The following is a 23,739-nucleotide window of genomic DNA, read 5'->3' on the forward strand; positions in this document are numbered from 1 at the left end:
TAGATAAGGTGAACCCTCGGTCACGTTTATGCATCGGGGGTGTCGAGCCCTGGGGGAAATCGAGGGGAAAACGTATCGTCCGGATTGCGCGGGGACACGCGGACAGAATTACCGGGGCTTCACAATGCAATGCCCACCGCTGTACAAATGAAAAAGCATTGATCCCTGACCTCCGGAACCCATGCACCGCGGCACGTCAACTGGCGACAGCTGGTGACAGCCAGGCGATGCAGCCCGAAAGGACCGATATCCGTGGCACAGCGTGTAGTGGTCACAGTCTCTGACGACATCGATGGCGGAGAAGCCTCGGAAACGGTCACGTTCGGTCTCGACGGCAGGTCGTACGAGATCGATCTCAACTCTGCCAATGCGAAGAAACTGCGCGGCACTCTCGCCCCGTACGTCGAGGCGGGCCGCAAGCGGTCCCGCTCCGGCAAGACCTACCGGCGCACCGCCGTCGCCCCCGACCCGGCCACCGTGCGGGCCTGGGCCCAGTCGCACGGCATGGAGGTGCCGCCCCGGGGCCGCATCCCCAAGAAGGTCTACGAAGCCTTCAACGAGGCGAGCTGATCGAAGCCACCCGCTCCGGGGCGGCCGGCTGCGCCGACCCCGGAGCGGAAAGGCCGATCGCTTCCCGCTTCCCACCCGCCCTCCCGCCGGGTCGCGGAAGCGCCCGCGGGTCGGTCGGGGAGAGCAACCCGAGGCGCCCGCGCGCACCGAGTTGCATCGCACCCCCGTTGATCCGCTAGAGTCTGGAGCACGCCGAAGGGCACGGGCCGAAAAGCCCAGAACTTCGATCATGCGGGTGTAGCTCAGTAGTAGAGCGCCCCCTTTCCAAGGGGGAGGCGCAGTGTGCGATCCCTGTCACCCGCTCCACTGCTCAACCGGCCCATTCGGGTCAGGTAGAGTGGTTCCCGCGCCGATGAGTGAAAGCTGATCGGTAGCAAACGCGGACGTGGCTCAGTTGGTAGAGCATCACCTTGCCAAGGTGAGGGTCGCGAGTTCGAATCTCGTCGTCCGCTCAGTGAATATGGCGAAGGCCCCGATCATTACGGTCGGGGCCTTCGCCATATGTCCACCCACGTTGCCCGCGACCACTCCCGGACTTCCCGGCCCCGCGTGCGAAGCGCGGCGCGACGGGCCCTCCGGCCAGCCGCTCGGCCAGCCCCTCGGGCCCCACTCGCCCCATCCCCGCCGCGACCCCCGCCGTCGTCCGCTGTCGTCCACTGGTCGTCCGGCGTCTTCCGCGCGGGCTCGCTACGCCACCCGGGGGGCCGATCGCCGTCAGGGCTCCCCAGCTCCCGCCCGGCCCGGAGGGTGTGGCGATGGCCACAACGTCGCGGTCTCCGGCCAGCCATGCCGGGCCGGCGGGCGGTCGGGGCGCACTCGGGTGCTTCGCTCGCCCGAAACGTTGGCTATAGTAGGACCCGCACCACGCGGAAACGCGCGGCGCATGCGGACGTAGCTCAGTTGGTAGAGCGCAACCTTGCCAAGGTTGAGGTCGCGAGTTCGAGCCTCGTCGTCCGCTCAGGGAAAAGGCCCCCGGTCATCGACCGGGGGCCTTTCGCGTGCCCGGGCGTTCGGCCAGCGTGCCAGCCCGGCGTCGGGCCGGCACGCTGGCCGGGGCGGGTCAGGACCAGGTCAGGCCCGTGAGCCGCTCGTACGCCTCGACGTACTTCGCGCGGGTCTGCTCGACGACCTCGGCCGGCAGCGGCGGCGGGGGCAGTTCGCCGGTGCGGTCCCAGGCGGAGGCCGGCGAGGTGAGCCAGTCGCGGATGAACTGCTTGTCGAAGGAGGGTTGGTCGCGGCCGGGCTCCCACTGGTCGGCGGGCCAGAACCGGGAGGAGTCCGGGGTCAGCGCCTCGTCGGCGAGGACCAGCCGCTCGCCGTCGTAGCCGAACTCGAACTTGGTGTCGGCCAGGATGATGCCGCGCTCGCGGGCGATGTCGCGGCCCCGGCTGTACAGGGCGAGGGTGGCCTGCCGCAGCTCGGCGGCGCTCTCGGCGCCGACCTGGCGGGCGACCTCCTCGTAGCTGACGTTCTCGTCGTGGTCGCCGACGGCGGCCTTGGTCGCCGGGGTGAAGATCGCGGCGGGCAGTTCGGAGCCGTTGTCCAGCCCCTCGGGCAGGGCGAGGCCGCAGACGGTGCGGTTCTCCGCGTACTCCCGCAGGCCCGAGCCGGCCAGGTAGCCGCGCGCGACGCACTCCACCGGGGCCATCCGCAGCGCCGTGCACACCACGGTGCGGCCGGCCCAGTGCGCGGGGGCCCCGGCGGGGAGGTCCTCCGGGGTGTCGCAGGCCCGCACCACGTGGTTGGGCATGAGGTCGGCGAGCTGGTCGAACCACCACAGGGAGAGCTGGGTGAGGACCCGGCCCTTGTCCGGGATCTCGCTGGGCAGCACCCAGTCGTACGCGGAGATCCGGTCGCTGGCGACCATCACCAGCTCGCCGGCCGCGTTCTGGTACAGCTCGCGGACCTTTCCGGTGTGCAGATGCTCAAGACCGGGCACCTGCACGGGCTCGGGCTTCTCGACGAATCCGGACACGGTTCCTCCCGGTGGGTTGGTCCAAGAGCCTCGATTCTCGCGTATCGGGACGCGCGGGGCCGACGTGGGCCCGGCCCCCGGTCCCACGTGGCGGACGCGCCGGCGTGACGGGCGCCGCTGCTCGGGGTACGCGAGCGCCGCTGGTCAGGGCGGTGGGCGTCGGACTGGGGGCGGGAGGGCGGCGGGGCCGGCCGCGGCGAGTGAGGCGGTGGGCCGCGCTGCTCCGCTCGTGCCGGCCGCGCGGTCAGTCGCGCTTGCAGATGCGGTCGAGCAGGTTGGCCGTGGCGCGCTGGATGCGGGCGTCCACGTGGCCCGGGCGGTCCAGCGCCGGCGACCAGGCGAAGGTGCCGGAGGCGAAGACCAGGGCCCCGCTCGGCGCGCGGTAGAGCGAGGTCTCCTGGTGGCGGGGGACGCCGTCGCTGTCCTCGTACGGGGAGTGCGCGAGCAGGATCCGGCGGATGTGCTGCGGCAGGCTGGTGCGCGGGAAGTACCGGTCGGCCTCGCCGGCGACCAGCCCCGGCAGCTCGTCGCCCTCGCCCGCGCCCGTCGCCTCCCACAGCCAGTGGTCGGCGTTGCGGACGACCAGCGGGGCCGGCTCGGGGACCCGGCCCGCGTACTGGATGCCCATCAACTGCTGCTCCGGACTGCCCAACTCGCGCCACAGCGTCGGCCGCCCTGGGCCGCGGCGCTTGCGGCAGGACAGCAGCCGGTCGGGGCCCATCGGCGAGGGCACCAACTCCACCTGCCAGTACATGGTGTTGGCCGACAGGAAGACCAACGAGGTGCCGGCGTCGCGGGCTTGCTCGACGGTGCGGCGCATGGGAACGGACCAGTACTCGTCGTGCCCGGGGAAGACCAGGCCCCGGTAGCGCGTCGGATCGACCCGACCGGCGTGCAGGTCACGGGTGTTGGCGTACGCGACGTCGTACCCGTAGCGCTCGGCCCAGCGGATGAAGTCGTAGGCGTGCCCCACGTGCAGCGGCAGCCCGGCGCTCGCGTACGGGCGGTCGAAGGACAGCGTGGTGGCCGCGTCCTCCTCGCCGAGCAGCCGGCCGTCCGCGTCCCACGCGTGGTAGAGGCTGGCGCCGGAGCGGCCGTCCTCGGGGTAGAGGTTGTACGCCTGCCAGGTGACGTCGGGTAGTACGAGCAGCAGGTCGGCCGGGTCCTGGTCGCGGACCGTGAACGGGATGTGGCTGCGGAAGCCGTCGCGGATGGTGGTGAGGACGGCGACGTACGCGCCGACCTGCCAGTACGTGGGGACCTGGAGCCGCCAGGAGAGCCACCAGTGGTGGCAGGAGACGGTGCGGTCGGCGGCGAGCGGGGCGGGCTGGACGATGCCGGCCAACCGGGGGCTGGTGGTGATCTTCGAGGCGCCCTCGCCGGCGTAGTGGCCGATGCGGTAGATGTCCACGCTGAATTCCTGCGGCGGATTGACCGTCACCCGGAAGTCGATGGCGTCGCCGGGGGCCACGGCGCCGGCGCTGGCGAATCCCTTGATCTGCCGGTGCACGTCGTCGGCCATCCGTGGGCCGCCACGGTGGCCGGAGCGGCGCGCGGCGGCGTACGCGCCCCAGCGGGCGTGCAGCCGGTCGTCCGCGTCCCCCGGGCCCGCGTCGTGCGCGCGGGGCAGCGGGAAGGTGCTCGCGCCGGGCGCGTCCACGTGGTCGACGTACCAGGGCACGACGTGCCCGGTGTCGTCGAAGTAGTGCTCGCTCCCCCGCAGCCAGGGCAACGGGCCCATGCCGAACGGGTCCGACACGGCGTGTGCGAGGGCGCCGGATTCCCAGCGCCGGATGTGCTCCGTCCCCACGTGCGCTCCCTCCCTGCGTGCCGCATCCGCGTCCGCACGACCGAGTGCGCCGTACTGTCGGGTCGATGCGGACCAGGCCCCCCGTACGGGAACTCGTCACTCCCCGTCGTCCGGTGTGAGTCACCCCGTCCACCGGCCGGCCCCCGGTAAGCCCCTGCGCTTATCCCTCGAATGACAACGACTGATCCCAGCACATCACATTTAGCGCCCACACCGTCACTGTTCGTCGCGGAATGAAGCAGGGAACTGGCCGACCGACGTCCCCGGGACCGCGCGTACGGAATGCCCGGGGGCGCACGTCACCACGGCAAAAGCGCCCCGAGCGCCTCAGCCCCGGGCACGAGCCGCACGCCCCAACGGGCCACCAACCGGCCAGAGGCACAGGGGCGCGCGCGGGGGGCGTCCATGTCGGTGAGTGGGTGGTCAGCGGGACGGGGGTGGTTGGGGTGGTGTGAGGGCTGGGTGGGCTGCGGGTGATGTGGGTGTCGGGTGGGTGTGGTGGGGCGGGCTGGCGTGTTCGGGGCCATGTGGGCGGGGGTGGGTGGGAGTGAGGCAGGTGCGGGGGTGCGGGGATGGTGGCCGGGTGCGCGGGGCGGTGAGGGTGTGGGTTGGCTTGTGAGGTGGCGGGGGGGCGGTGGCGAGGGTGTGTGGTGCGGTGAGCCGGGGTGGGCGCGTGGGTGGGAGGTGGGGCGAGCGTCGTACGGGGGCGTGGGGGCGTGGGCCCGGTGCCGTACGTAGAGATGGTGGCGCGGGGCGGGGCGGCGCGGGGTGTGGGGCGCGCCGTGGGTGGGAGCCCGCCGTTGGTGGCGGCGCCGCGCGGGGTCGCAGGGGCGTGGGCGGCCTGCGGGTGTGACGCGGGTGTGAGTGTGTACGCGCGTGTGGGTGTGTGAGTGGGTGGGGCGGATGCGGTGGGGCGGGTTAGACCAGACGGATGGGCTTGTCCGGGCGAACGCCCACGCCGCCGAGCCAGGCGCGGAGCGGGTCGGGGTCGCCGTCCTCGGTGAGGCTGAGCACCGGGGCGGTCAGGTCCGTCTTGCGGCTGCCGTCCACCAGGAGGGCCGGCCCGTCGAGCCAGTCGAGGCCGGGCGCGGCGCCCGCGGTGTCCATGGCCGCGCAACAGACCATCGCCGTGACGTGGTCGGCCAGGAGTTCACGGCCGGTCCGGGGCGGCTGGAGCGGGAAGAGCGGGGTCAGGCCGTCCAACCACGGTTCACCGGCCACGCCCTGGCCGCTCGCCGCGAGGCCGGGCGCGCCGCCCGCGGCGGCGGACCGGCGCTGGGCGGCCTCCTCGCGGGCCAGCTCGGAGGAGAGCCGGGCGGCCAGCCGCTCGGCTATCGCCTCCGGGTCGTGCTCGGCGCCGCCCGGGGCGCTCAGCCGGTCGAGGACCCGGTCGAGGGTGGGTTCCGCGCCGAGGTCGGGCTCGAAGCCCGGGCCGTAGCCCCCGCCGGGCGCGCTGGGGACCGGCTCGCCGGCCGGGCGCGGCAGGGTGTCCAGGGCGGCGTGCAGCCGGGCCGCTTCCAGGCGCCACTTGCGGTCGACGACCTCCTCCGGGTACGCGCCCCAGTCCACCGGCGACCAGTCGGGCCCCGGGGTGGCCGGGCCGCCGTGGAAGAGTCGGGCCGCCAGCAGCGAGATCGCCTCGTCCACCGCGCCGGGCTCCTCCAGGAGGTCGCAGGCCGGGCGCTCGCCGAGCCGGGAGGCGAAGCCCTCCGCGAGTCGGTCGCGCCGGGACAGCTCGGTGAGCGCCGCCACGACGCCGACGTCCAGTTGCGCGGGCCAGCGGCCCATCCGCCAGGCGGGCAGCGCTACGCGCGTCAGCAGTCGGTCCCAGCCGGCGTACGCGAGGCCCACCTGCTCCTGGGCGGCGATGCGCAGCCCGTAGTCCACGCCCTGCGCGCGCTGGGCCGACGCGGCGGCGACGCCCCGCTCCATCTCGGCGGCGTCGTCCCGGCAGGCGCGCAGCAGCAGCCGCGCCACCCAGCCGACGAAGGCGAGGCCGGGCGAGGGGCCGGCCGGGGCCGGGGCGGCGTGGGGGACGGCGTACGGGGCGGTGTCGGGCGGTTCGGTCTCGTGCGGGGCCGGGTCCGGGCGGGGGTCGGTCGCGGCCAGGGCGACGGCGGCGTCCAGGCCGCGCACGAAGCGGCGGGCGGCGGCGATGTCCGGGTGCGCGGCCGGGCCCGTGCCCGCCACGACCGGGGCGAGCAGCGCGCGCAGCTCGGCGACCCGCATCCACCACAGGAAGGGCGAGCCGATCACGAGCACCGGTCCCGTGGGGCCCGGCGCCTCCCGCGGAACGTCGGCGGGCGCGGGTGGGGCCGTGACCTCGAGGCCGAGCCCCGGGGAGCGGGACGGGGCCAGTCGGAGGCGGCCGAACAGCGCGCTGCGGCGGTCCCGGGCGCCGGCCTCGGCGCGCCGGGCGCGCGCCCGGCGCGCTCGCCGCGCTCGCCGCTCCTCGTGTGTGCGGTCCTCCAGCCAACTGTCGCAGTCCGGCGTCAGGGCTATCGCCGACGGGGGCGGGACGCCCAGCCGGTCCGCGAGGTCGCGCACCATCCGGTACAGGTCGGGGGCCGTCTCCTCGGGGACGGGCACGGTGGGGCTCAGGGCGGGGCGGGCGCGGGCGATGACCACGCCGACGGCCGTGGCCACCGCGAGGGTCAGCGCGGCGACGCCGATCGCCACCCAGCGGGCGGTCCGCCAGCCGCTCTCCGAGCCGCCGATGTGCCCGGTGGCGCCGCCGGCGACGAGGACGACCGCGACGGCGGCCGGCAGCAGCGCCACGGCCTGGGCCGTACCGCGCACGCGCAGCACCGCGAGCGCCCGCGCTCGGGCCCCGGGTGTCTCTGCTTTCGGACCTGCCATGAGTCTGACCACCCCCTACTGCCCTGCGGTGAGTGCGACAGCGGATGCCGCCGGCGTGCGTACCCCACCACTGTCGCACCGGCTACTGACACCGCAATGTCGGTGTGCGAAGGGCCCCCTGTCCGTACGGAAGCCGCTGCGCCAGTTGCCGCAGCGTGGCTCCGCGGCAGACTAGTTGGGGCGGGCAAACACGTCACCCAGATAGCCAGCCGCTCACTCGATGGAATGGCATCGGCCAGGGGTAGGAACCATTCCGGTCAGTGAGCGGAACCCGCGCCCCAGGGGGCGGACGCCGGCGCACTCGGCCCCAGCACGGGCCCCCGGAGCGGCGCCCACCGGGCGCGAGGCTGCGGGCACGCCGGCGCCGGGCGCCTGGCCGGACGGGCGCGCGGGCGCGCGGGCGCGCGGGCGCGTGGGCGCGTGGGCGCGTGGGCCGACAAACGGAGGCGCCGTGTGAGCGGGCGGCGCGGGCGAGCGCGGCGGACCACCCGGCTGGGGACGGTCGGGAGCGAGTGGCGCGGGCGAGCGTGGCGGGCCACCCGGCTGGGACGGTCGCGGACCGTGGGCCCGGAGGGCGGTTCGGGCGGCGGCGGCGGGGCGTGGGCCCTCGGGTGCGGCTACGCCCGGGCCACGCCGGCGCGCGGGCGCGGGCGTGCCCGCCCCCGGCGGACGGGGGCGGGCACGGGCGGAACTACTCGGGGTCGGCCGCGCGGGCGGCGATGTCCGTCCGGTGGTGGGAGCCGTCGAGTTCGATCAGCTTCACCGCGTCGTACGCGCGCCCCCGGGCCTTCGCCAGGTTGGAGCCGGTGGCCGTCACGGACAGCACCCGGCCGCCGGCGCTCACGATGTCGCCCGTCTCGCTCAGTTTGGTGCCGGCGTGCAACACGTACGTCTTGTCGCGCCCGTCGGCCTCGGCCAGGCCCGTGATGGGGTCGCCGGTGCGCGGCGTGCCGGGGTAGTTGTGCGAGGCGATGACGACGGTGACCGCCGCGCCGTCGCTCCAGCGCAGCGGCGGCTCCATCTCCAGCGTGCCGGTCGCGGCCCGCAGCAACACGCCGGCCAGCGGCGTCTTGAGGCGGGCCAGGACGACCTGGGTCTCCGGGTCGCCGAAGCGGGCGTTGAACTCGATGACCCGCACGCCGCGCGAGGTGATCGCGAGCCCGGCGTAGAGCAGCCCGGCGAACGGCGTGCCACGGCGGCGCAGTTCGTCGACGGTCGGCTGGAGGACGGTGGTGAGCACCTCGTCGACCAGCTTGGGGTCGGCCCACGGCAGCGGCGAGTAGGCGCCCATGCCGCCGGTGTTCGGGCCCTCGTCCCCGTCGTAGGCGCGCTTGAAGTCCTGCGCGGGCTGGAGCGGGAGGACGGTCTCGCCGTCGGTGATCGCGAACAGCGACACCTCGGGGCCGTCCAGGAACTCCTCGATGACCACGCGGTCGCAGGCCAGCGCGTGGGCGCGGGCGGCGGCCGGGTCGGAGGTGACCACGACGCCCTTGCCCGCCGCGAGGCCGTCGTCCTTGACGACGTAGGGCGGCCCGAAGGCGTCCAACGCCTCGTCCACCTCGGCGGCGTTGACGCAGACGTAGGCGCGGGCCGTGGGCACGCCGGCGGCGGCCATCACGTCCTTGGCGAACGCCTTGGAGCCTTCGAGGCGGGCCGCCGCCGCGGACGGGCCGAAGCACGGGATGCCACGGTCGCGCACGGTGTCGGCCACCCCGGCGACCAGGGGCGCCTCGGGGCCGACCACGACGAGGTCCACGCCGAGCGTGCCGGCGAGATCGGCGACCGCGGTGCCGTCGAGGGCGTTCACCTGGTGCAGCTCGGCGACCTCGGCGATGCCGGCGTTGCCGGGGGCGCAGTGCAGGGCGGTGACGTCGGGGTCGAGAGACAGTGAGCGGCACAGGGCGTGTTCGCGGGCGCCGCCGCCGATGACGAGGACCTTCACGGGCCCCACCCTAAACGTCACGGCCACGGGCCCTTAACCCGCGGCGCGGCAACGACGCCCCCGGAACGGCGCGGAACCCGCGCGCCGGCGCGGCCCCGCCCGCCCCTCGGCCCCCTCCGCGCTCCGTACGCCCTCCGCTCCGTACGCCCCGCCGCCGTGCCACCGACCCGTGCGCCACCTCGCCCCGAGCGGGCGCACCGGCTCCCGGCGGACCGCCGCGCGGGAGGCCGCGCTCCGACAGGCGGAGACCCACGGTCCGACGCGCGAGGGGCCCGCGGTCCGGCGCGCGAGGGGCCCCCGGTCCGACGCGCGGGGGTCCCGTGGTCCGACGTGCGCGGCGGTCTCGGCCCGTCGTACGACAGGAGGATCGGTCCGTCGTACGAGGGAGGCCGGGGTCCGTAACGCGGGGGTGGGGCCGCGCGTTACGAGGGGGCCGGGGGTCGTGCCGGGTGGGGGCGGGGCGGCTGGGGTGCGGGTTGGCCACTCTTTCGAGTGAGACACACTCGACCCTATTTCCGACATAAAGCCGGTTCTGGCCGCATTTTGGGGTGATCTTCCCCGTTCTGGGGCGCAATGCCAGCCGTTCGGCGGTAGGAAGATGGCTGCGCTCCGCCTAGGGCTCCGGTGGCGTGCCGCCCCGACCGGGCGGCCCACCACCGGGCCCGGTCGCCCCGGGGCCACCGCTCGCGGGGCAGGGAGCCGGCGGCACGGACCGGACGTCGCGTACGGACACCGCGCACGCGCGGCACCGTGCGGGCGGCGCGCGGGACGTCGCGTACGGGAGGTGCGCGGGCAGCCGCGCGGGCAGCGGGTTCGGCCGTCGGCCGGGCGCCGGGGCCGCCGGGCCCGTGGCGCGGGCGGCAGGCGGACACGTCGGCGTGGGGCCGGCGGGGACGAACGGGCAGGGGCGACGGACGCGAGCGACGAGCATGGGCGGCGGGCAGAGGGTCGCGGGCACAGCACGGGCAGAGCAGCAGCCATCGAGGGCGCGGGGCCGGTGCCGCCGCGCGCCGCAGGGCCGGCCGGTCGGCGGGGCGGCCGGCCGGAACGCAGTCAGCCAGGACGCAGGGAGTGCACGGGTGAGTCAGCCGGAGATGCGACCCGAGGGGCTTCCGCGCGGCGAAGGTGGAACGAGTGGGACCGGCGCGGCGGGTGGGGGCGGTGAGTCCGGTGGCGGCTGCGGTGGCCCGGGAGCACCGGGTGGCCCGGGAGCACCGGGTGGCCCCGGTGGTCCGATGGGACCCGGTGGGCCGGACGACGGCTCGGGGGCCGGCGATCACTGGCCGTCCGGCGACGGCGGCCAGGGCCCGCACGCGGGGCGCCCGGGCGGCCGGGCGGCGCGGGCCGACGACGAGCCGCACGGCGGATGGCGGGCGGCCCGGCGGCGCCCGGCCGACCTGCTGGGCCGGCCGATCCCGCTCGGCGACTGGGGCGAGCCGACGGAGCGCCTGGACGAGTTGTACCGGTGGGCCGAGGAGGGGGCGCTGCGGGTCGCCGACTGGTACCTCGCCGACCGGGCGTGGAAGCGGCGCGCGGCGCGGGCGTTGCGCGCCGGCGCCGCGCTGGCGGCGACGGTGGGCGCCGTGCTCCCCCTCTTGGAGCTGACCCACACGCTGAGCGCCGGCGCGGCCTGGGGCTGCCTCGCGCTGGTCGCCGCCGTCGCGTGCCTGGCCTGCGACCGGTTCTTCGGGCTCACCTCGGGCTGGATGCGGGACATGGCCACGGCGCAGGCGGTGCACCGGCGGCTGGAGGCGTTCCAGTTCGACTGGTCCGTGGAGAACGTCCGGGAGGTGCTCGGCCCCACCGACGGCACCGCGAGCGAGGCGGCGGAGCGCTGCCTCGGGGTGTTGCGGCGCTTCGTGGAGGACGTCACGGAGTTGGTGCGGGCCGAGACGGCGGACTGGATGATCGAGTTCGGCTCGCGCTCGGCGCCGCTGAGCACCCAGTCGCTGGCGTGGCACGCCCGCCCGGAGTCGGGCACTCCGCTCAGTCGGCTGCTGCTGCCCCCCGGCACCCGGCCCAACATGCCGCGCCAGCGCCCGCCCGAGTCCCCCCGCTAGCGGCGCGAGCGCCACCACCGGAACGCGCGAGCGCGACCGTCGGAACGCGCGACCGCGACCGGCCGTCCGAGGGGACGGCCGGTCAGGCGCCGGTCCGGTAACGAGCGGCCCGGTAACGAGCGGTCAGCTAAAGACGATCATCGAGCCCTGGCCCAGGCTGCGGGTCGCGGCGGCGTGCAGCGACAGCCACACGTGGCGCTCCCGCGCGAACGGGCTGTCCTCGTACGGGATCGGGGCCGCCGGCTCCTCCAGGTCGGTGGGGCGGGCCGGCGGGGCGGGCGGCGCGGGCGGGTTGGCCGGGTCGATGCCCAGGGCCGGGCCCACTGCGAGGAGTTCGCGCAGCAGGCCGTGGCTGGAGCCGAGCGGGCCGCCGCCTTCGAGGAGGCCGTCGTTGGACAGCGGGCTCGCGAAGTCGACCGGGACGTACGCGCCGGCGTGGTCGTAGTGCCACACCAGGTGGGACTCCTGGGCCGTGCTCTCGAACATCTCCAACAACTGCTCGTAGTCGCCGCCGAGTTCGTCGACCGGCGTGACCTCGAGGCCGCAGACCCGGAGCAGGTAGGCGCGGCGCAGGTAGTGCAGGGCGTCGTAGTCGAACCCGGCGATCGGCGCGACCGCGCCGGAGAGTCCGGGGGTGTAGCCGAAGACGGGCACCGGGGGCAGTCCGGCCTCACCGAGCGCCTGGTCGTACGCGGCGATCTCCTCGGCGAACGGGTTGTCGGGGCTATGGCAGAGGACGTCGACGAGCGGGACCAGCCAGAGGTCACATGCCACGTGTACTCACTCTCGTTGGCAGCGGTCGAGCCAGCGTAATGCCCGGCCACCGCTGCGCGAAGGGCGCCGACGGACAACGCCGCACCCCGGCCCCGCACCCGCCCGCGCCCGCGGCCCCGCCCCGCGAACGCTGTACGAACACCGGGCGAACGACACCCCGCGCCCCCGCCGCTCCCCCGCCCGCGCGAGCCCGCCAACGCGCGAGCCCGCCACCGCGTAAGCCGCCACCAGGAAGCCCGCCCGCGCGGGGCACAGCACGCGGGGCGCGGGGCGCGAAGCTCAGGACGCGAAGCTCAAGGACGCGGGACGCGAAGCGCAGGGACGCGGGAAACGAAACTCAGGACGCGGCGCTCAGTGTGTGGGGGCCGGGCGCGGGCCCGGGAGGGAGTCGACCAGGGAGAGGCTGTGCGCGTTGTACGCGGCCACGATCTCCTCGGCGGTCCTCACGTCGCGCCGGGTGATCGCCTCCACCAGCTCGCAGTGGCCGGCCCACAGCTTCCCGCGCAGGTCCGGCGCGCGCCGCAGGTACGGCACGCTGAACACCCAGCTCTGCACGCGCACCCGCTCCAGGATGCCGGAGATGTACGAGTTGCCCACCAGCCCGCTCAGCTCGCGCCAGAACCGCAGGTCGTAGCCGATGAGGATGTCGAGGTCGCCACCGCGGGCCGCCCGCTCGGCCTCCTCCGCGCGGCGCCGTACCGACGCGAGCGCCTGCGGCGTCGTGGAGTCCATGGCGGTGGCGACCGAGCGCCGGAACATGCCCTCCACGATGAGCGTGCGCGCCTCGACCATGTCGCGGTAGTCGCCGATGGTGAACTCGTGGACCCGGTAGCCGCGGTGCTCCTCCACGTCCAGCAGGCCCTGCGCGCACAGGTCGAGCAGCGCCTCGCGGACCGGCGTCGCGGAGACCCCGTACTGCTCGGCCATCTCCTTGACCGTGAACTGCTGCCCGGCCGGTAGCCGCCCCGCCAGCACCTCGTCGCGCAGCGCGTCGGCTATCTGCTGCCGCAGCGTGCTGCGCTTGACCTGGCTGGTGCCGGGCATGGGTCCGTCTCCTTCCACGGCCGCCCGCGTGATGTGGGGTTCCGCCGGCGCACGAGCCGGCGGACAAGCGAGCGGCCCCCGCATCACGATATGCGAGGGCCGTTGCGCGGAGTGTGGAGGTGTTGCACGGAGTGCAGTGCTCTGGCCCGAGGATGGGCGGTCTGGCGAAGAACTCCGTGGGATTGTGTGCGAGCCGGTGTGGGCAACGTTACGTCCCCGCGCCGGCCCCGCGGACGGGCCCGTACGGACCGTCCGCGCTGACCGTTCGTACGGACCGCCCGCGCGGCCCCTCGGACGGTTCCGGCTAGCCGACGACGTGCGTATCCGCCACGGCGAGCGCCTCGTCCAGGATGGCCAGGCCGTCCTTGGCCTCCGCTGCGGAGATCGTGCACGGCGGCACCACGTGCGCGCGGTTCATGACCACCGACGGCCACAGCCCGCCCCGCTTGACCGCCGCCGCGAAGTCGGCCATCGGCTGGTTGGCCGGTCCGCTCGCGTTGTACGGCACCAGCGGCTCCCGGGTCTCCGGGTTCCGGACCAGCTCGACCGCCCAGAACACGCCGAGGCCGCGCACCTCGCCGACCGACGGGTGGCGCTCGGCGATCTCGCGCAGCCCGGGGCCGATGACCTGCTCGCCGATGGTGGCGGCGTTGTCCACGATGCCCTCGTCCTCCATCGCGGTCAGCGTGGCGACGACGGAGGCGCAGGCCAGCGGGTGTCCGGAGTAGGTGAGCCCGCCCGGGTAGGGCCGCTGGTCGAAGGTGGCGGCGATCTCGGCGGAGATGGCGACGCCGCCGATCGGCACGTAGCCCGAGTTGACGCCCTTGGCGAAGGTCAGCAGGTCGGGCGTGACGTCCCAGTGGTCGCGCGCGAACCAGCGGCCGGTGCGTCCGAAGCCGGCCATGACCTCGTCCAGGATGAGGACGATCCCGTACTGGTCGCAGAGCTCCCGGACGCCGGCCAGGTAGCCGGGCGGCGGCGGCATGATGCCGGCCGTGCCCGGGACGGTCTCCAGGATGATCGCGGCGATGGTCTGCGGGCCCTCGAAGGTGATGGTGTCCGCGAGGTGGCGCAGCGCGCGGTCGCGCTCCTGCTCCTCGGTCTCGGCGTGGAACGGCGAGCGGTAGAGGAACGGCGCCCAGAAGTGCACGACGCCCGCCGACGCGCTGTCCGAGGCCCACCGGCGCGGGTCGCCGGTCAGGTTGATCGCGGCGTTGGTGGCCCCGTGGTACGAGCGGTACGCGGAGAGCGCCTTGGGCCGCCCGGTGTGCACCCGCGCCATCCGTACGGCGTTCTCGACCGCCTCGGCGCCGCCGTTGGTGAAGAAGATCTTGTCGAGGTCGCCTGGGGTGCGCTGGGCGATCAGCCGGGCCGCCTCGGAGCGCACGTCCACCGCGAAGCCGGGCGCGAGCGTGCACATCTTCGCCGCCTGCTCCTGGATGGCGGCCACGACCTTCGGGTGCTGGTGCCCGATGTTGGTGTTGACGAGCTGTGAGGAGAAGTCGAGGAAGCGGTTGCCGTCGTAGTCCCAGAAGTAGGAGCCCTCGGCCCCGGCGATGGCCGGCGGGTCGATCTGGCCCTGTGCCGACCAGGAGTGGAAGACGTGCGCGCGGTCGGCGGCCTTGACCGCGGCACCGGTGGTGGGATCGGGGGCGGGGGCGGAGTGCGTGGTCACGTTTCGGTACCTCAATCGCTCGCGGCTCGGTGGACGGCGCCGGCGGTACGGCGGGGTGCGGGGCCGGTCCCTCAGCCTAGGGAGGCCGGCGCGGGCCGGATACCGGCACTTCGTATGGCGCTCGCCACCCGCCCGGGCACGTTCCCGGGCCCCGGCACGGGCGGCGCGGCCCGCGCCTGAGTACGGATACGGGTACGCGCACGAGTACGGATACGGGTACGCGGACGGGGGCGGGCGCGGGCACCATCGACCCAGCGTCGCGCACCGACCCGGTGCGGCGGGAGGCCCGGGAACGCGTTACCGGCCGGTTTCCGGGGCCGCCTGTCCCACAACCCCGCCCGTCCGGGCCGGAACCCGCGCCCCGGGCGGTTCCGGGGCGAGGCGCGGGCCGCTTTTCGCCACCCGCCCCTTATTCTCTGCGGGGCGGGGGAAGACCGGGGGTAGCGGGTGGCACGCACAGCGGGCCCGGCACCGAGGGCCGGGCGGCCACCGCCGCGGCAGGGCGCGGACGGGGGTCACGCGCACGGCCACGACCGGACGGCACGACCGACACCGCGCGGCCCCCGCCGCGCGGGGCACGGCAGTACGGCAGGGGTGGCGGTCCGCTCGCGCACGCGGCGGGTCGAACGCGCAGACACGGCAGCGCGCACGGGACGTCGCGGCGGCAGCAGCGGCCGGCGGCACCGCGCGGAACGAGGGGCAGGAGCCACAACAGCATGGAAGACCTGGGGGCCGACGATCCTCGCTGGATCGGCGAGTACCGCCTGCTCAGCAGGCTCGGTGAGGGCGGGATGGGCCGGGTCTACCTGGCCCGCTCGGCGCGCGGCCGTACCGTCGCGGTCAAGCTGGTACGGGGCGAGTTGGCCAGCCAGAGGGACTTCCGGCGCAGGTTCCAGGCCGAGGTGCGGGCCGCGCAGCGGGTCGGCGGGGACTGGACCGCGCCGGTGCTCGACGCCGACACCGAAGCCGCCACCCCCTGGGTCGCCACCGGCTACATCGGCGGGCCCTCGCTGCACGACGTGGTCACCGAGGGCCACGGCCCGCTCCCCGAGAACTCCGTGCGCGCGCTGGCCCGCGGGCTCGCCCTGGCGCTGCGCGACATCCACGGCGCGGGGCTGATCCACCGCGACCTCAAGCCGTCCAACGTGCTGATCACCATCGACGGGCCGCGCGTCATCGACTTCGGCATCGCCCGGGCCCTCGACTCGGTCGGCGACACCGGCCTGACGATGACCGGCGCGGTCGTCGGCTCGCCCGGCTTCATGTCCCCCGAGCAGGTGCGCGGCGACCCGATCACGGCCGCGAGCGACCTGTTCTGCCTGGGCTCGGTGCTGGCCTTCGCGGCCACCGGGCGCTCACCCTTCGGCACCGTCGACAGCGGCGTGCACGCCCTGATGTACCGGGTGGCGCAGGAGGCGCCGGACCTGACCGGGCTTCCGGAGGGCCTGCGGGAGCTGATCGACGGCTGCCTCACCAAGGACCCGGCCAGCCGCTTCACGCTGGACCAGGTGCTGGCCCACGCGGGCGGCGCGGGCCCGGACGGCGCCGGGGCGCTCGCGGCCGGCCAGGTCGGCGGCGGCGACGCGGGCCCGTGGCTGCCGGGCGAACTGCTGGCCCGGCTCGGCCGGGACGCGCTGCGCCTGCTGGAGGCGGAGATGCCGCAGACCGGGGTGGGCTTCGCGCCGCTGGGCGGCGCCACCCCGCCCGGGGGCCAGCCGCCCGCGCGGCCGCAGACGCCCGGCACCCCGCCCCCGAGCACCCCGCCGGGCACGCAGTTCGGCCCGCCGATACCCCCGGGCCCGCGGATATCCGGCCAGCCGCCGATGACCACCACGCACGCCGCGTACGCCGGCCAGCCGACGATGGGGCCGCACGCCGGACACCCGCACACCGGCGTCGCCGCACCGCTCTACCCGACCACCCACGTCGGCTACCGCCCGCCCGCCGTCTGGCGCTCCCCCCGGGGGCTGGCCAACGCCACCGTGGTGCTGTTCTCCATCGGGCTGCTGATCATGCTGATGGACCTGATCTTCAGCCTGCGGCTCTACGGCACCTACGACGACTTCTTCTCGGACACGGTGGACTCCACCGCGCTGGAGGACGACGAGGGCGTCACCGAGGGGTTCGACGCGCTGTGGTTCTTCTTCTCCATCCCCATGGTCGTGCTGTGGGTGATCTGGTTCCGCCGCGTCTACGTCAACGCGCAGGCGCTCGCGCCGGGCCGGCAGCGGTTCAGCTCGGGGCTGGCCGCGGGGGCCTGGTTCATCCCGGTGGTGCAGTTCTGGTTCCCCAAGCAGATGGCCAACGACGTCTGGACCACCAGCGCCCCACCGACCCCGGCCGGCTACCCGCCGCAGCCCGGCACCGGGCGCGGGCTGCTGAACACCTGGTGGGTGCTCTTCCTGGCGATGCTCGTGATGAACACCATCAGCTTCTTCGTCTTCGCCGACGCCGAGACGTACGGCGAACACCAGACCTCCGTCGCCTGGTCCGTCTTCGCCGACGTGGTGTCGATCCCGTGCGCCGTGTTCGCCATCGCCGTGGTGGTCCGGCTGTCCGCGCTGCAGGAGCGCCGGGTCACCGGCCAGCCGATGCCGGGCCAGGGCGCCGGCCCCGGCGGCTACGGCTCGCCGTACGGGCCCGGTCTCCGCTAGCCCCACACGCGCGTGCGCCGGGCGGCTGGTCGGCTGACCAGCGCGCCCGGCGCACGTGCACTCGGCGGGGCCCGCGAACGGGCCCGGCGTGGGGCCTAGAGGAAGGAGTTGACCTGAATCGTCTCGTCCCGGCCCGGGCCGACACCGATCGCGGAGATCGGCGCGCCGGACATCTGCTCCAGCGCCCTCACGTAGCCCTGCGCGTTCTTCGGCAGGTCGGCGAAGGTCTTCGCCTTGGTGATGTCCTCCGACCAGCCCGGCAGGTTCTCGTAGATCGGCTTGGCGTGGTGGAAGTCGGTCTGGCTGTACGGCAGCTCCTCGACCCGCCTGCCGTCGATCTCGTACGCCACGCAGACCGGGATCTGCTCCCAACCGGTGAGCACGTCGAGCTTGGTCAGGAAGAAGTCGGTGAGGCCGTTGACGCGCGTCGCGTAGCGCGCGATCACCGCGTCGAACCAGCCGCAGCGCCGGTCGCGCCCGGTGGTCACGCCGCGCTCGCCGCCGATGGTGCGCAGCGCCTCGCCGTCCGCGTCGAACAGCTCCGTCGGGAACGGCCCGGCGCCCACCCGCGTGGTGTACGCCTTCAGGATGCCGATCACCCGGCTGATCTTCGTGGGGCCCACGCCGGCGCCGGTGCAGGCGCCGCCCGCGGTCGGGTTGGAGGAGGTCACGAAGGGGTACGTGCCGTGGTCCACGTCGAGCAGCGTGCCCTGGCCACCCTCGAAGAGGACGACCTTGCCCTCGTCGATGGCGTTGTTGAGGATCAGCGTGGTGTCGGCGACGTAGTCCCTGATCTGCTCCGCGTAGCCGAGGTACTCCTCGACCACCTGCTCGGCGCTGATCGCGCGCCGGTTGAAGAGCTTGACCAGGATCTGGTTCTTGTCGTTGAGCGCCGCCTCGACCTTCTGGATGAGGATCGACTCGTCGAACAGGTCCTGCACCCGGATGCCCACGCGGTTGATCTTGTCCGCGTAGGCCGGGCCGATGCCGCGCCCGGTGGTGCCGATCTTCCGCTTGCCGAGGAAGCGCTCCGTGACCTTGTCGACCGTCTGGTGGTACGGCGTGATCAGGTGCGCGTTGCCGCTGATGAGGAGCTTGGACGTGTCCACGCCGCGCTCGTTCAGCCCGCTCAGCTCGGAGAGCAGGACCGCCGGGTCGACCACGACACCGTTGCCGATGACCGGCGTGCAGCTAGGGGAAAGGATGCCGGAAGGGAGCAGGTGCAACGCGTACTTCTGGTCACCCACGACGACCGTGTGACCGGCGTTGTTGCCGCCCTGGTAGCGAACGACGTAATCCACCGAACCACCGAGCAGGTCGGTGGCCTTTCCCTTGCCTTCATCACCCCACTGAGCACCGAGCAGCACAAGTGCGGGCACAGGCGTACACCCCTTCCGGGCGGGGCATGTCCCACGTGCGTGACGGTGCGCGATGTCGCGCTTCCGCCAGCAGAGCCGTCGAACCGGTGCCCCGGAATAGACCAAGCCCCTGGCGCAATAGCGCAAGGGGCTCTTGCACCGAGATGCTACCTGAGGAAGGACCGAGGTGTCGGCTCCAGAGCCCCGCGTGAGCGCAACGCCACCGTTGCTCATGATCATCGACCCGGGCGCCCGGCGCGTCGACGGGGAGTCCGTGCGCATCGCCAAGGACGTGCTGTGCGCCCGCGCGACCACGAAGATCTGCCTGCCGGACGGCCTTGAGGAGGTCACCCGCGCGCTGGCCCGGCGCGGCGGCAGACGGCCGGTCGTGGTGGGCGACGACCGCGCCCTGCTGCGCGTGGTCACCCTGCTGCACCGCGAGCGCACGCTCGCCACGACGCCGCTCGCGATGGTCCCGGTCGGGCCGCCGGCGGCGGTCGCCCTGGCCAGCGCGCTCGGCATCCCCACCGACGCGGTACGCGCCGCACGCACCGTCATCGACGGCTTCGACCGGCGCCTCGACCTGCTGGTGGACGACAGCGACGGCGTGGTGATCGGCGAACTGAGCGTGCCGTACGGCGGCGCCGGCGCCCACCCGGTCGACGCGGCGGGCCCGCCGGGTCCGGCGCGCGCGGGCGAGGCGGCCTGGCCCGCCGATCCTGCCGCCCCCGCCGCGGACGCCGGCCCGAGAACGGGCCCCGGCGCCGCCCAGGCCCCCGAGCTGGCCCCGGGCCGCGCGGCCGGGGACGCGGCACCGGGCGCCGAAGGCGCGGCGGGTGCCGACGGCGAGACGGGGGCCGGCGCCGACGACGGCAGGGTGCCCCGCCAGCGGCAGGGCCGCGAGTCGGTGGCGGACAGGCCGCAGCCGTGGTGGTCGCCGGCGGCCCGCACCGCCAGGACCGCCCTCACGCTGCTGACCACGCCGGTCGCGGGCCGCGCCGGCGCCGGCGGGCCGCCGGCGCGCCGGGCCAGGCCGTCGCTCGTGCGGCTGCGGGTGGAGGCGGACGGCGTGCTCCTCGCCGACCTCGACCACCCGGTGGAGCGGGTCTCGGTGGCCACCCGGCCGCTGTTCGGCGGCGCCCCGGCGCGCCCGCCCGACGGCGCCCCGCGCTCGCGACGGCCTGGCCGAGGTCGTGGTGTACGGCCACGTGTCGGGCAGCCCGGTCAGGCTGGGCGCGCGGGCCATCACCGTCTCGGGGCCCGACTTCCACTACCGCGCCGACACGGTGACGGCGGGCCCGGTCCGCACCCGCACCTGGCGCCTGCTGCCGGACGCCTGGTCGGTCACGCTGCCGCGCTAGCCGGCCGGGCCCCGGCTCGGCGTCCTACGGCATCGGCTGCGGGCGCCGGTATCGACTTCGGACCCCGCCCGCCCCGGCCCGGGGCGGCGGGTCCGGGGGCGGCCAGGCGTGTGCAGGAACCATTCGCCTCGTTCCCACCCGCCCGGCCGGAGGCCGTCAGCCGGCTTCCGCGCGGCCCTCGCGGCGCGCGATCTGCCGCTCCCGCCAGCGGTCCATTATCGCCAGCATCTCGACCTGGAGGTACTCGAAGAAGTCGGCCGTCTCGGCCATCCGCTCCCCCGCCGGCGTGTGCCGCCCGAGGGCGTCGGCGCCGTCCCGCAGGGTCTGCTCCCAGCGGGTGAGCACCTGGTCGCGGCGGGTGATCGTCTCGTACCACAGCTCCGTGTGCACCTGGTAGCGGTCCCGGCGGGAGCCCGGCTCGCGCTCCCGGCCGACCATGTGGACCTGCGAGAGGTAGCGGATCGCGCCGGAGACCGCGGCGGGGCTGATCCGGAGCTGCTCGGCGAGTTCGGCCGAGGTGAGCGAGCCGGTGTCGGAGGCGAGCAGCGCGGCGAACACCCGGGAGGCCATGCGCTGGAGGCCCGCCTCGACCAGCTCCGCCGCGAACCGCTCGATGAACCGGCTGACGGCGTCCTCGTCCCGCCCGGCCAGTTCCTCGGCCGCCGCTCTGGTCAACCCGCCGCCCGGCGCGTCAGCGGGCGCACCCGCCACCCCGTCGGCCGGTGCGCCGGTCTCCGCCGTCCCCCGCTCGGCGGCCCGGCCGGCCGTCCCGTCCTCGGTCGTCCCGCTCGCCGGTCTGTCCCCGGTCGCGGCGGCCCCCGCCGCCGTCGCGCCACCGGTCGCCTTGAGACCCGTCATCTCGCACTCCGTCGTCTCGCCCAACACCCACCATCCCCGCTTCTCCAAGCCTCCTCACTGATTATACGTTTCCTTAACTTCACAAATTTCTGAAAGAAGAGTAGCTTCGGCCTCATGACGACGGCAATCACCGTGTCCGACCTCCACAAGTCCTTCGGCCGGACGCACGCGCTGGACGGCCTCGACCTCGACGTCGCCACGGGCGAGGTGCACGGCTTCCTCGGCCCCAACGGCGCGGGCAAATCCACCACCATCCGCGTACTGCTCGGGCTGCTGCGAGCGACCAGCGGCACGGTCCAACTCCTCGGCAAGGACCCGTGGCACGACGCGGTGGAGCTGCACAAGCGGCTCGCCTACGTCCCCGGCGACGTCACGCTGTGGCGCAACCTCAGCGGCGGCGAGGTCATCGACCTGTACGGGCGGCTGCGCGGCGGCCTGGACAAGACCCGGCGCGCCGAGATGATCGACCGCTTCGACCTCGACCCCACCAAGAAGGGGCGCACCTACTCCAAGGGCAACCGGCAGAAGGTCGCGCTGGTCGCGGCGTTCGCCTCGGATGTCGAACTGCTCATCTTCGACGAGCCGACCTCCGGCCTCGACCCGCTCATGGAGGAGGTCTTCCGCGAGTGCGTCTCCGAGGAGCGGCAGCGCGGGCGCACCGTCCTCCTCTCCAGCCACATCCTCAGCGAGGTCGAGGCGCTGTGTGACCGGGTCAGCATCATCCGCAAGGGCAAGACCGTCGAGTCCGGCTCGCTCGCCTCGCTGCGCCACCTGACCCGTACGTCGGTCACGGCCGAGCTGGACAGCGAGCCGGACGGGCTGACCACGCTGCCCGGCGTGCACGACGTTGACGTGCGGGGCCGGCGGGTCAAGCTCCAGGTGGACACGGACCACCTGGGCCCGGTGCTCAAGCAGCTCGGCGACGCGGGGGTGCGCAGCCTCGTCTCGACGCCGCCCACCCTGGAGGAGCTGTTCCTGCGCCACTACCAGAGCGACGGCGGCGACTCCGCCGACTCCACGCAGGGGGCGATCGCGCGATGACCGCCGTAGCCGACGCGCGGATCGCGGCGCCGCCCAAGGGCTCGTCCCGCGACCTGGCCGGCACGGGCACGCTGCTGCGGCTCGCGCTGCGCCGCGACCGGGTCATGCTGCCGATCTGGGTGCTGTGCCTCGGCCTGTCCGCGAGCAGCACCGTGAGCCGCCTGGACAGCGCGTACGACACCCCGCAGAAGCGCGCCGACCTGGCCGCCGACATGAACGCCAACGGGTCCACGCGGGCCCTGTTCGGCGCGGCCTTCGACGACTCGCTCGGGGCGCTGACGGTCTGGCGCGTGGGGGCCTTCCTCACGGTCTTCGCCGCCATCATGAGCCTGCTCATCGTCATCCGGCACACCCGCGAGGAGGAGGAGACGGGCCGTCAGGAGGCCCTGTCCTCCGGGATGGTCGGCCGGCGAGCCGGGCTGACCTCGGCGCTGATCACCGTCGGCATCGCCAACGCCGCCGTCACGCTGCTCATCGCGGTCAGCCTGGCCGGCCAGGGCGGCAGCGGCGCGCTGGCCCTCGGGCTCGCGGTCGGCCTGAGCGGCATGGTCTTCGGCGCCATCGCCGCGGTCGCCGCGCAGGTCACCGAGAACGCCCGGGTGGCGCGCGGCCTGTCCGCCGCCGCCGTGGGCGTCGCGTTCGTGCTGCGGATGGGCGGCGACGCGGCCAAGGACGGCTCCGACGGCTCAAGCCACGTGCTGGTCTGGCTCTCGCCGCTCGGCTGGGCGGAGAACGCCCGGCCGTACGCCGACGAGCGCTGGTGGACGCTGCTGTTGCTGGCCGTGCTCGCGGTGGTCGCCATGGGCGTCGCGTACACGCTGGCCGGCCGCCGCGACGTGGGCGCCAGCTTCTTCGCCTCCCGCCCGGGACCCGCCGCCGCGGGCCCGGACCTGAGCACGGTCTACGGGCTCGCCTGGCGGCTCCAGCGCGGCACGCTGCTGGCGTGGATGGCCGGCCTGGCCTTCGCGGGGGCGGTGTTCGGCGGCATCGCCGACGGCGCCGACGACTTCCTCGGCGACAGCGAGAGCACCCGCGACACGTTCCTGCGGATGGGCGGCCAGGAGGGGCTCACGGACGCCTTCCTCGCCTCGATGGTCGGCATCCTGGGCCTGGTCGTCACGATCCACACGGCCAGCGCCGTGCTGCGGCTGCGCGGCGAGGAGACCGACCAGCGCGCGGAGCCGCTGCTGTCGAACGCGGTCAGCCGCGTGCAGTGGGCGGCCAGCCACCTGGTCGTCGCCCTGCTCGGCCCGGTCGTCATCCTGGCGGCGGGCGGCCTCGCGCTCGGCATCGCGTACGGGGCGGCCTCCGGCGACCTCGGCGGGCAGGTGCCGCGCGTGCTCGGCGCCACGCTGTTGCAGGCCCCGGCGGTGTGGGTGATCACCTCGATCGCGGCGTTCCTGTTCGGCGTGCTGCCCAAGTTCACGTCCGTCACCTGGGGCGTGGTCGGGTTCGTGGTGGCCATCGGCTGGCTGGGCCCGGCGATGGAGCTGGACCAGTCGGTGATGAACCTCTCGCCCTTCGGCCACCTGCCGAAGGTGCCGGGCGGGGACATCACGGCGACCCCGTTCCTGTGGATGCTCCTGGTGACCGTCGGCCTGCTGGCGGCCGGCCTGGCCGGACTGCGCCGGCGCGACATGAGCAACTGAGCGACCAGCGACACCGAGGCGCAAGACCACCTGGGCCAATCGGCCCCCTGGCGGCGCGGCCACGTGACGACGCGGACGCGCGGCACTCGCCAGGCCCGCAGGACGTGCG

At 74.6% G+C, this 23,739-nt stretch carries 15 protein-coding genes and 3 tRNA genes; 9 read left to right on the forward strand and 9 right to left on the reverse strand.

Features of this window, described 5'->3' with window-relative positions; translation table 11 throughout:
- Positions 1 to 252: 252 nt before the first annotated feature.
- From H7H31_RS14690 to H7H31_RS14705, 4 genes are all read left to right on the forward strand, one after another.
- The gene (locus H7H31_RS14690) at positions 253 to 570 is read left to right on the forward strand and encodes a histone-like nucleoid-structuring protein Lsr2 (RefSeq protein ID WP_176163164.1); all 318 of its coding nucleotides are present in this window, start codon (positions 253 to 255) and stop codon (positions 568 to 570) included.
- Positions 571 to 801: 231 nt separating this feature from the next.
- Positions 802 to 876: transfer RNA gene (locus H7H31_RS14695), tRNA-Gly, on the forward strand.
- Positions 877 to 949: 73 nt separating this feature from the next.
- A tRNA-Gly gene (locus H7H31_RS14700) sits at positions 950 to 1,022 on the forward strand.
- A 433-nt stretch (positions 1,023 to 1,455) separates the two neighbouring features.
- A tRNA-Gly gene (locus H7H31_RS14705) sits at positions 1,456 to 1,528 on the forward strand.
- Between the two features lie 102 nt (positions 1,529 to 1,630).
- On the opposite strand, the gene H7H31_RS14710 is transcribed toward H7H31_RS14705, so the two are convergent.
- The 4 genes from H7H31_RS14710 to purD form a co-directional block, all read right to left on the reverse strand.
- A complete protein-coding gene (locus H7H31_RS14710) occupies positions 1,631 to 2,545 on the reverse strand; it encodes a phosphoribosylaminoimidazolesuccinocarboxamide synthase (RefSeq protein ID WP_187059994.1) in 915 nt (304 codons plus the stop codon).
- 244 nt (positions 2,546 to 2,789) lie between these two features.
- Positions 2,790 to 4,355: a N,N-dimethylformamidase beta subunit family domain-containing protein gene (locus tag H7H31_RS14715; RefSeq protein ID WP_187059995.1), complete on the reverse strand. Its 1,566-nt coding sequence runs from the start codon at positions 4,353 to 4,355 to the stop codon at positions 2,790 to 2,792.
- A gap of 918 nt (positions 4,356 to 5,273) precedes the next feature.
- Complete coding sequence (locus tag H7H31_RS14720) at positions 5,274 to 7,214, reverse strand: M48 family metalloprotease (RefSeq protein ID WP_187117926.1); 1,941 nt, start codon at positions 7,212 to 7,214, stop codon at positions 5,274 to 5,276.
- Between the two features lie 691 nt (positions 7,215 to 7,905).
- The gene (purD, locus tag H7H31_RS14725; protein ID WP_187059839.1) at positions 7,906 to 9,156 is read right to left on the reverse strand and encodes a phosphoribosylamine--glycine ligase; all 1,251 of its coding nucleotides are present in this window, start codon (positions 9,154 to 9,156) and stop codon (positions 7,906 to 7,908) included.
- 1,235 nt (positions 9,157 to 10,391) lie between these two features.
- Here purD and H7H31_RS14730 point away from each other — a divergent pair.
- Entirely contained in the window at positions 10,392 to 11,216 is an 825-nt protein-coding gene (locus H7H31_RS14730) for an SLATT domain-containing protein (RefSeq protein WP_232109854.1), read from the forward strand.
- A gap of 123 nt (positions 11,217 to 11,339) precedes the next feature.
- On the opposite strand, the gene H7H31_RS14735 is transcribed toward H7H31_RS14730, so the two are convergent.
- The 3 genes from H7H31_RS14735 to H7H31_RS14745 form a co-directional block, all read right to left on the reverse strand.
- Entirely contained in the window at positions 11,340 to 11,990 is a 651-nt protein-coding gene (locus H7H31_RS14735) for a hypothetical protein (RefSeq protein ID WP_187117927.1), read from the reverse strand.
- Positions 11,991 to 12,341: 351 nt separating this feature from the next.
- Positions 12,342 to 13,034, reverse strand: coding sequence for a GntR family transcriptional regulator (locus tag H7H31_RS14740; protein WP_187059863.1), 693 nt, complete (start codon positions 13,032 to 13,034; stop codon positions 12,342 to 12,344).
- Positions 13,035 to 13,338: 304 nt separating this feature from the next.
- Positions 13,339 to 14,709, reverse strand: a complete 1,371-nt coding sequence (locus H7H31_RS14745; RefSeq protein ID WP_187059864.1) for an aspartate aminotransferase family protein — start codon at positions 14,707 to 14,709, stop codon at positions 13,339 to 13,341.
- Between the two features lie 716 nt (positions 14,710 to 15,425).
- Between H7H31_RS14745 and H7H31_RS14750 the strand changes: the two genes are divergently transcribed.
- Positions 15,426 to 17,363, forward strand: coding sequence for a protein kinase domain-containing protein (locus tag H7H31_RS14750; RefSeq protein WP_187060248.1), 1,938 nt, complete (start codon positions 15,426 to 15,428; stop codon positions 17,361 to 17,363).
- 95 nt (positions 17,364 to 17,458) lie between these two features.
- On the opposite strand, the gene H7H31_RS14755 is transcribed toward H7H31_RS14750, so the two are convergent.
- Positions 17,459 to 18,742 carry an adenylosuccinate synthase gene (locus H7H31_RS14755; RefSeq protein WP_187060249.1) on the reverse strand — a complete coding sequence of 428 codons (1,284 nt, stop codon included), beginning with the start codon at positions 18,740 to 18,742 and terminating at the stop codon, positions 17,459 to 17,461.
- A gap of 1,187 nt (positions 18,743 to 19,929) precedes the next feature.
- Here H7H31_RS14755 and H7H31_RS34780 point away from each other — a divergent pair.
- Complete coding sequence (locus tag H7H31_RS34780; protein WP_332112657.1) at positions 19,930 to 20,082, forward strand: hypothetical protein; 153 nt, start codon at positions 19,930 to 19,932, stop codon at positions 20,080 to 20,082.
- Between the two features lie 156 nt (positions 20,083 to 20,238).
- On the opposite strand, the gene H7H31_RS14765 is transcribed toward H7H31_RS34780, so the two are convergent.
- Entirely contained in the window at positions 20,239 to 20,757 is a 519-nt protein-coding gene (locus H7H31_RS14765; protein ID WP_232110303.1) for a GbsR/MarR family transcriptional regulator, read from the reverse strand.
- A gap of 297 nt (positions 20,758 to 21,054) precedes the next feature.
- Between H7H31_RS14765 and H7H31_RS14770 the strand changes: the two genes are divergently transcribed.
- Positions 21,055 to 21,981: an ABC transporter ATP-binding protein gene (locus H7H31_RS14770; RefSeq protein WP_187061741.1), complete on the forward strand. Its 927-nt coding sequence runs from the start codon at positions 21,055 to 21,057 to the stop codon at positions 21,979 to 21,981.
- Positions 21,978 to 23,630 (forward strand): ABC transporter permease, encoded by a 1,653-nt coding sequence (locus H7H31_RS14775; protein WP_187061742.1) that lies wholly within the window; start codon positions 21,978 to 21,980, stop codon positions 23,628 to 23,630. Before H7H31_RS14770 ends, H7H31_RS14775 begins: the two co-directional genes overlap by 4 nt.
- Positions 23,631 to 23,739: the final 109 nt, after the last annotated feature.

This window comes from Streptomyces buecherae, assembly GCF_014295035.1.
In the GTDB taxonomy this organism is placed as follows: domain Bacteria; phylum Actinomycetota; class Actinomycetes; order Streptomycetales; family Streptomycetaceae; genus Streptomyces; species Streptomyces youssoufiensis.

Excerpts from the sequence above, each read along its gene's own strand:
- H7H31_RS14720 (WP_187117926.1), bottom strand. The coding sequence starts at position 7,214 with ATGGCAGGTCCGAAAGCAGAGACACCCGGGGCCCGAGCGCGGGCGCTC.
- H7H31_RS14730 (WP_232109854.1), top strand. The coding sequence starts at position 10,392 with ATGGGACCCGGTGGGCCGGACGACGGCTCGGGGGCCGGCGATCACTGG.
- H7H31_RS14740 (WP_187059863.1), bottom strand. The coding sequence starts at position 13,034 with ATGCCCGGCACCAGCCAGGTCAAGCGCAGCACGCTGCGGCAGCAGATA.
- H7H31_RS14750 (WP_187060248.1), top strand. The coding sequence starts at position 15,426 with ATGGAAGACCTGGGGGCCGACGATCCTCGCTGGATCGGCGAGTACCGC.
- H7H31_RS14770 (WP_187061741.1), top strand. The coding sequence starts at position 21,055 with ATGACGACGGCAATCACCGTGTCCGACCTCCACAAGTCCTTCGGCCGG.
- H7H31_RS14775 (WP_187061742.1), top strand. The coding sequence starts at position 21,978 with ATGACCGCCGTAGCCGACGCGCGGATCGCGGCGCCGCCCAAGGGCTCG.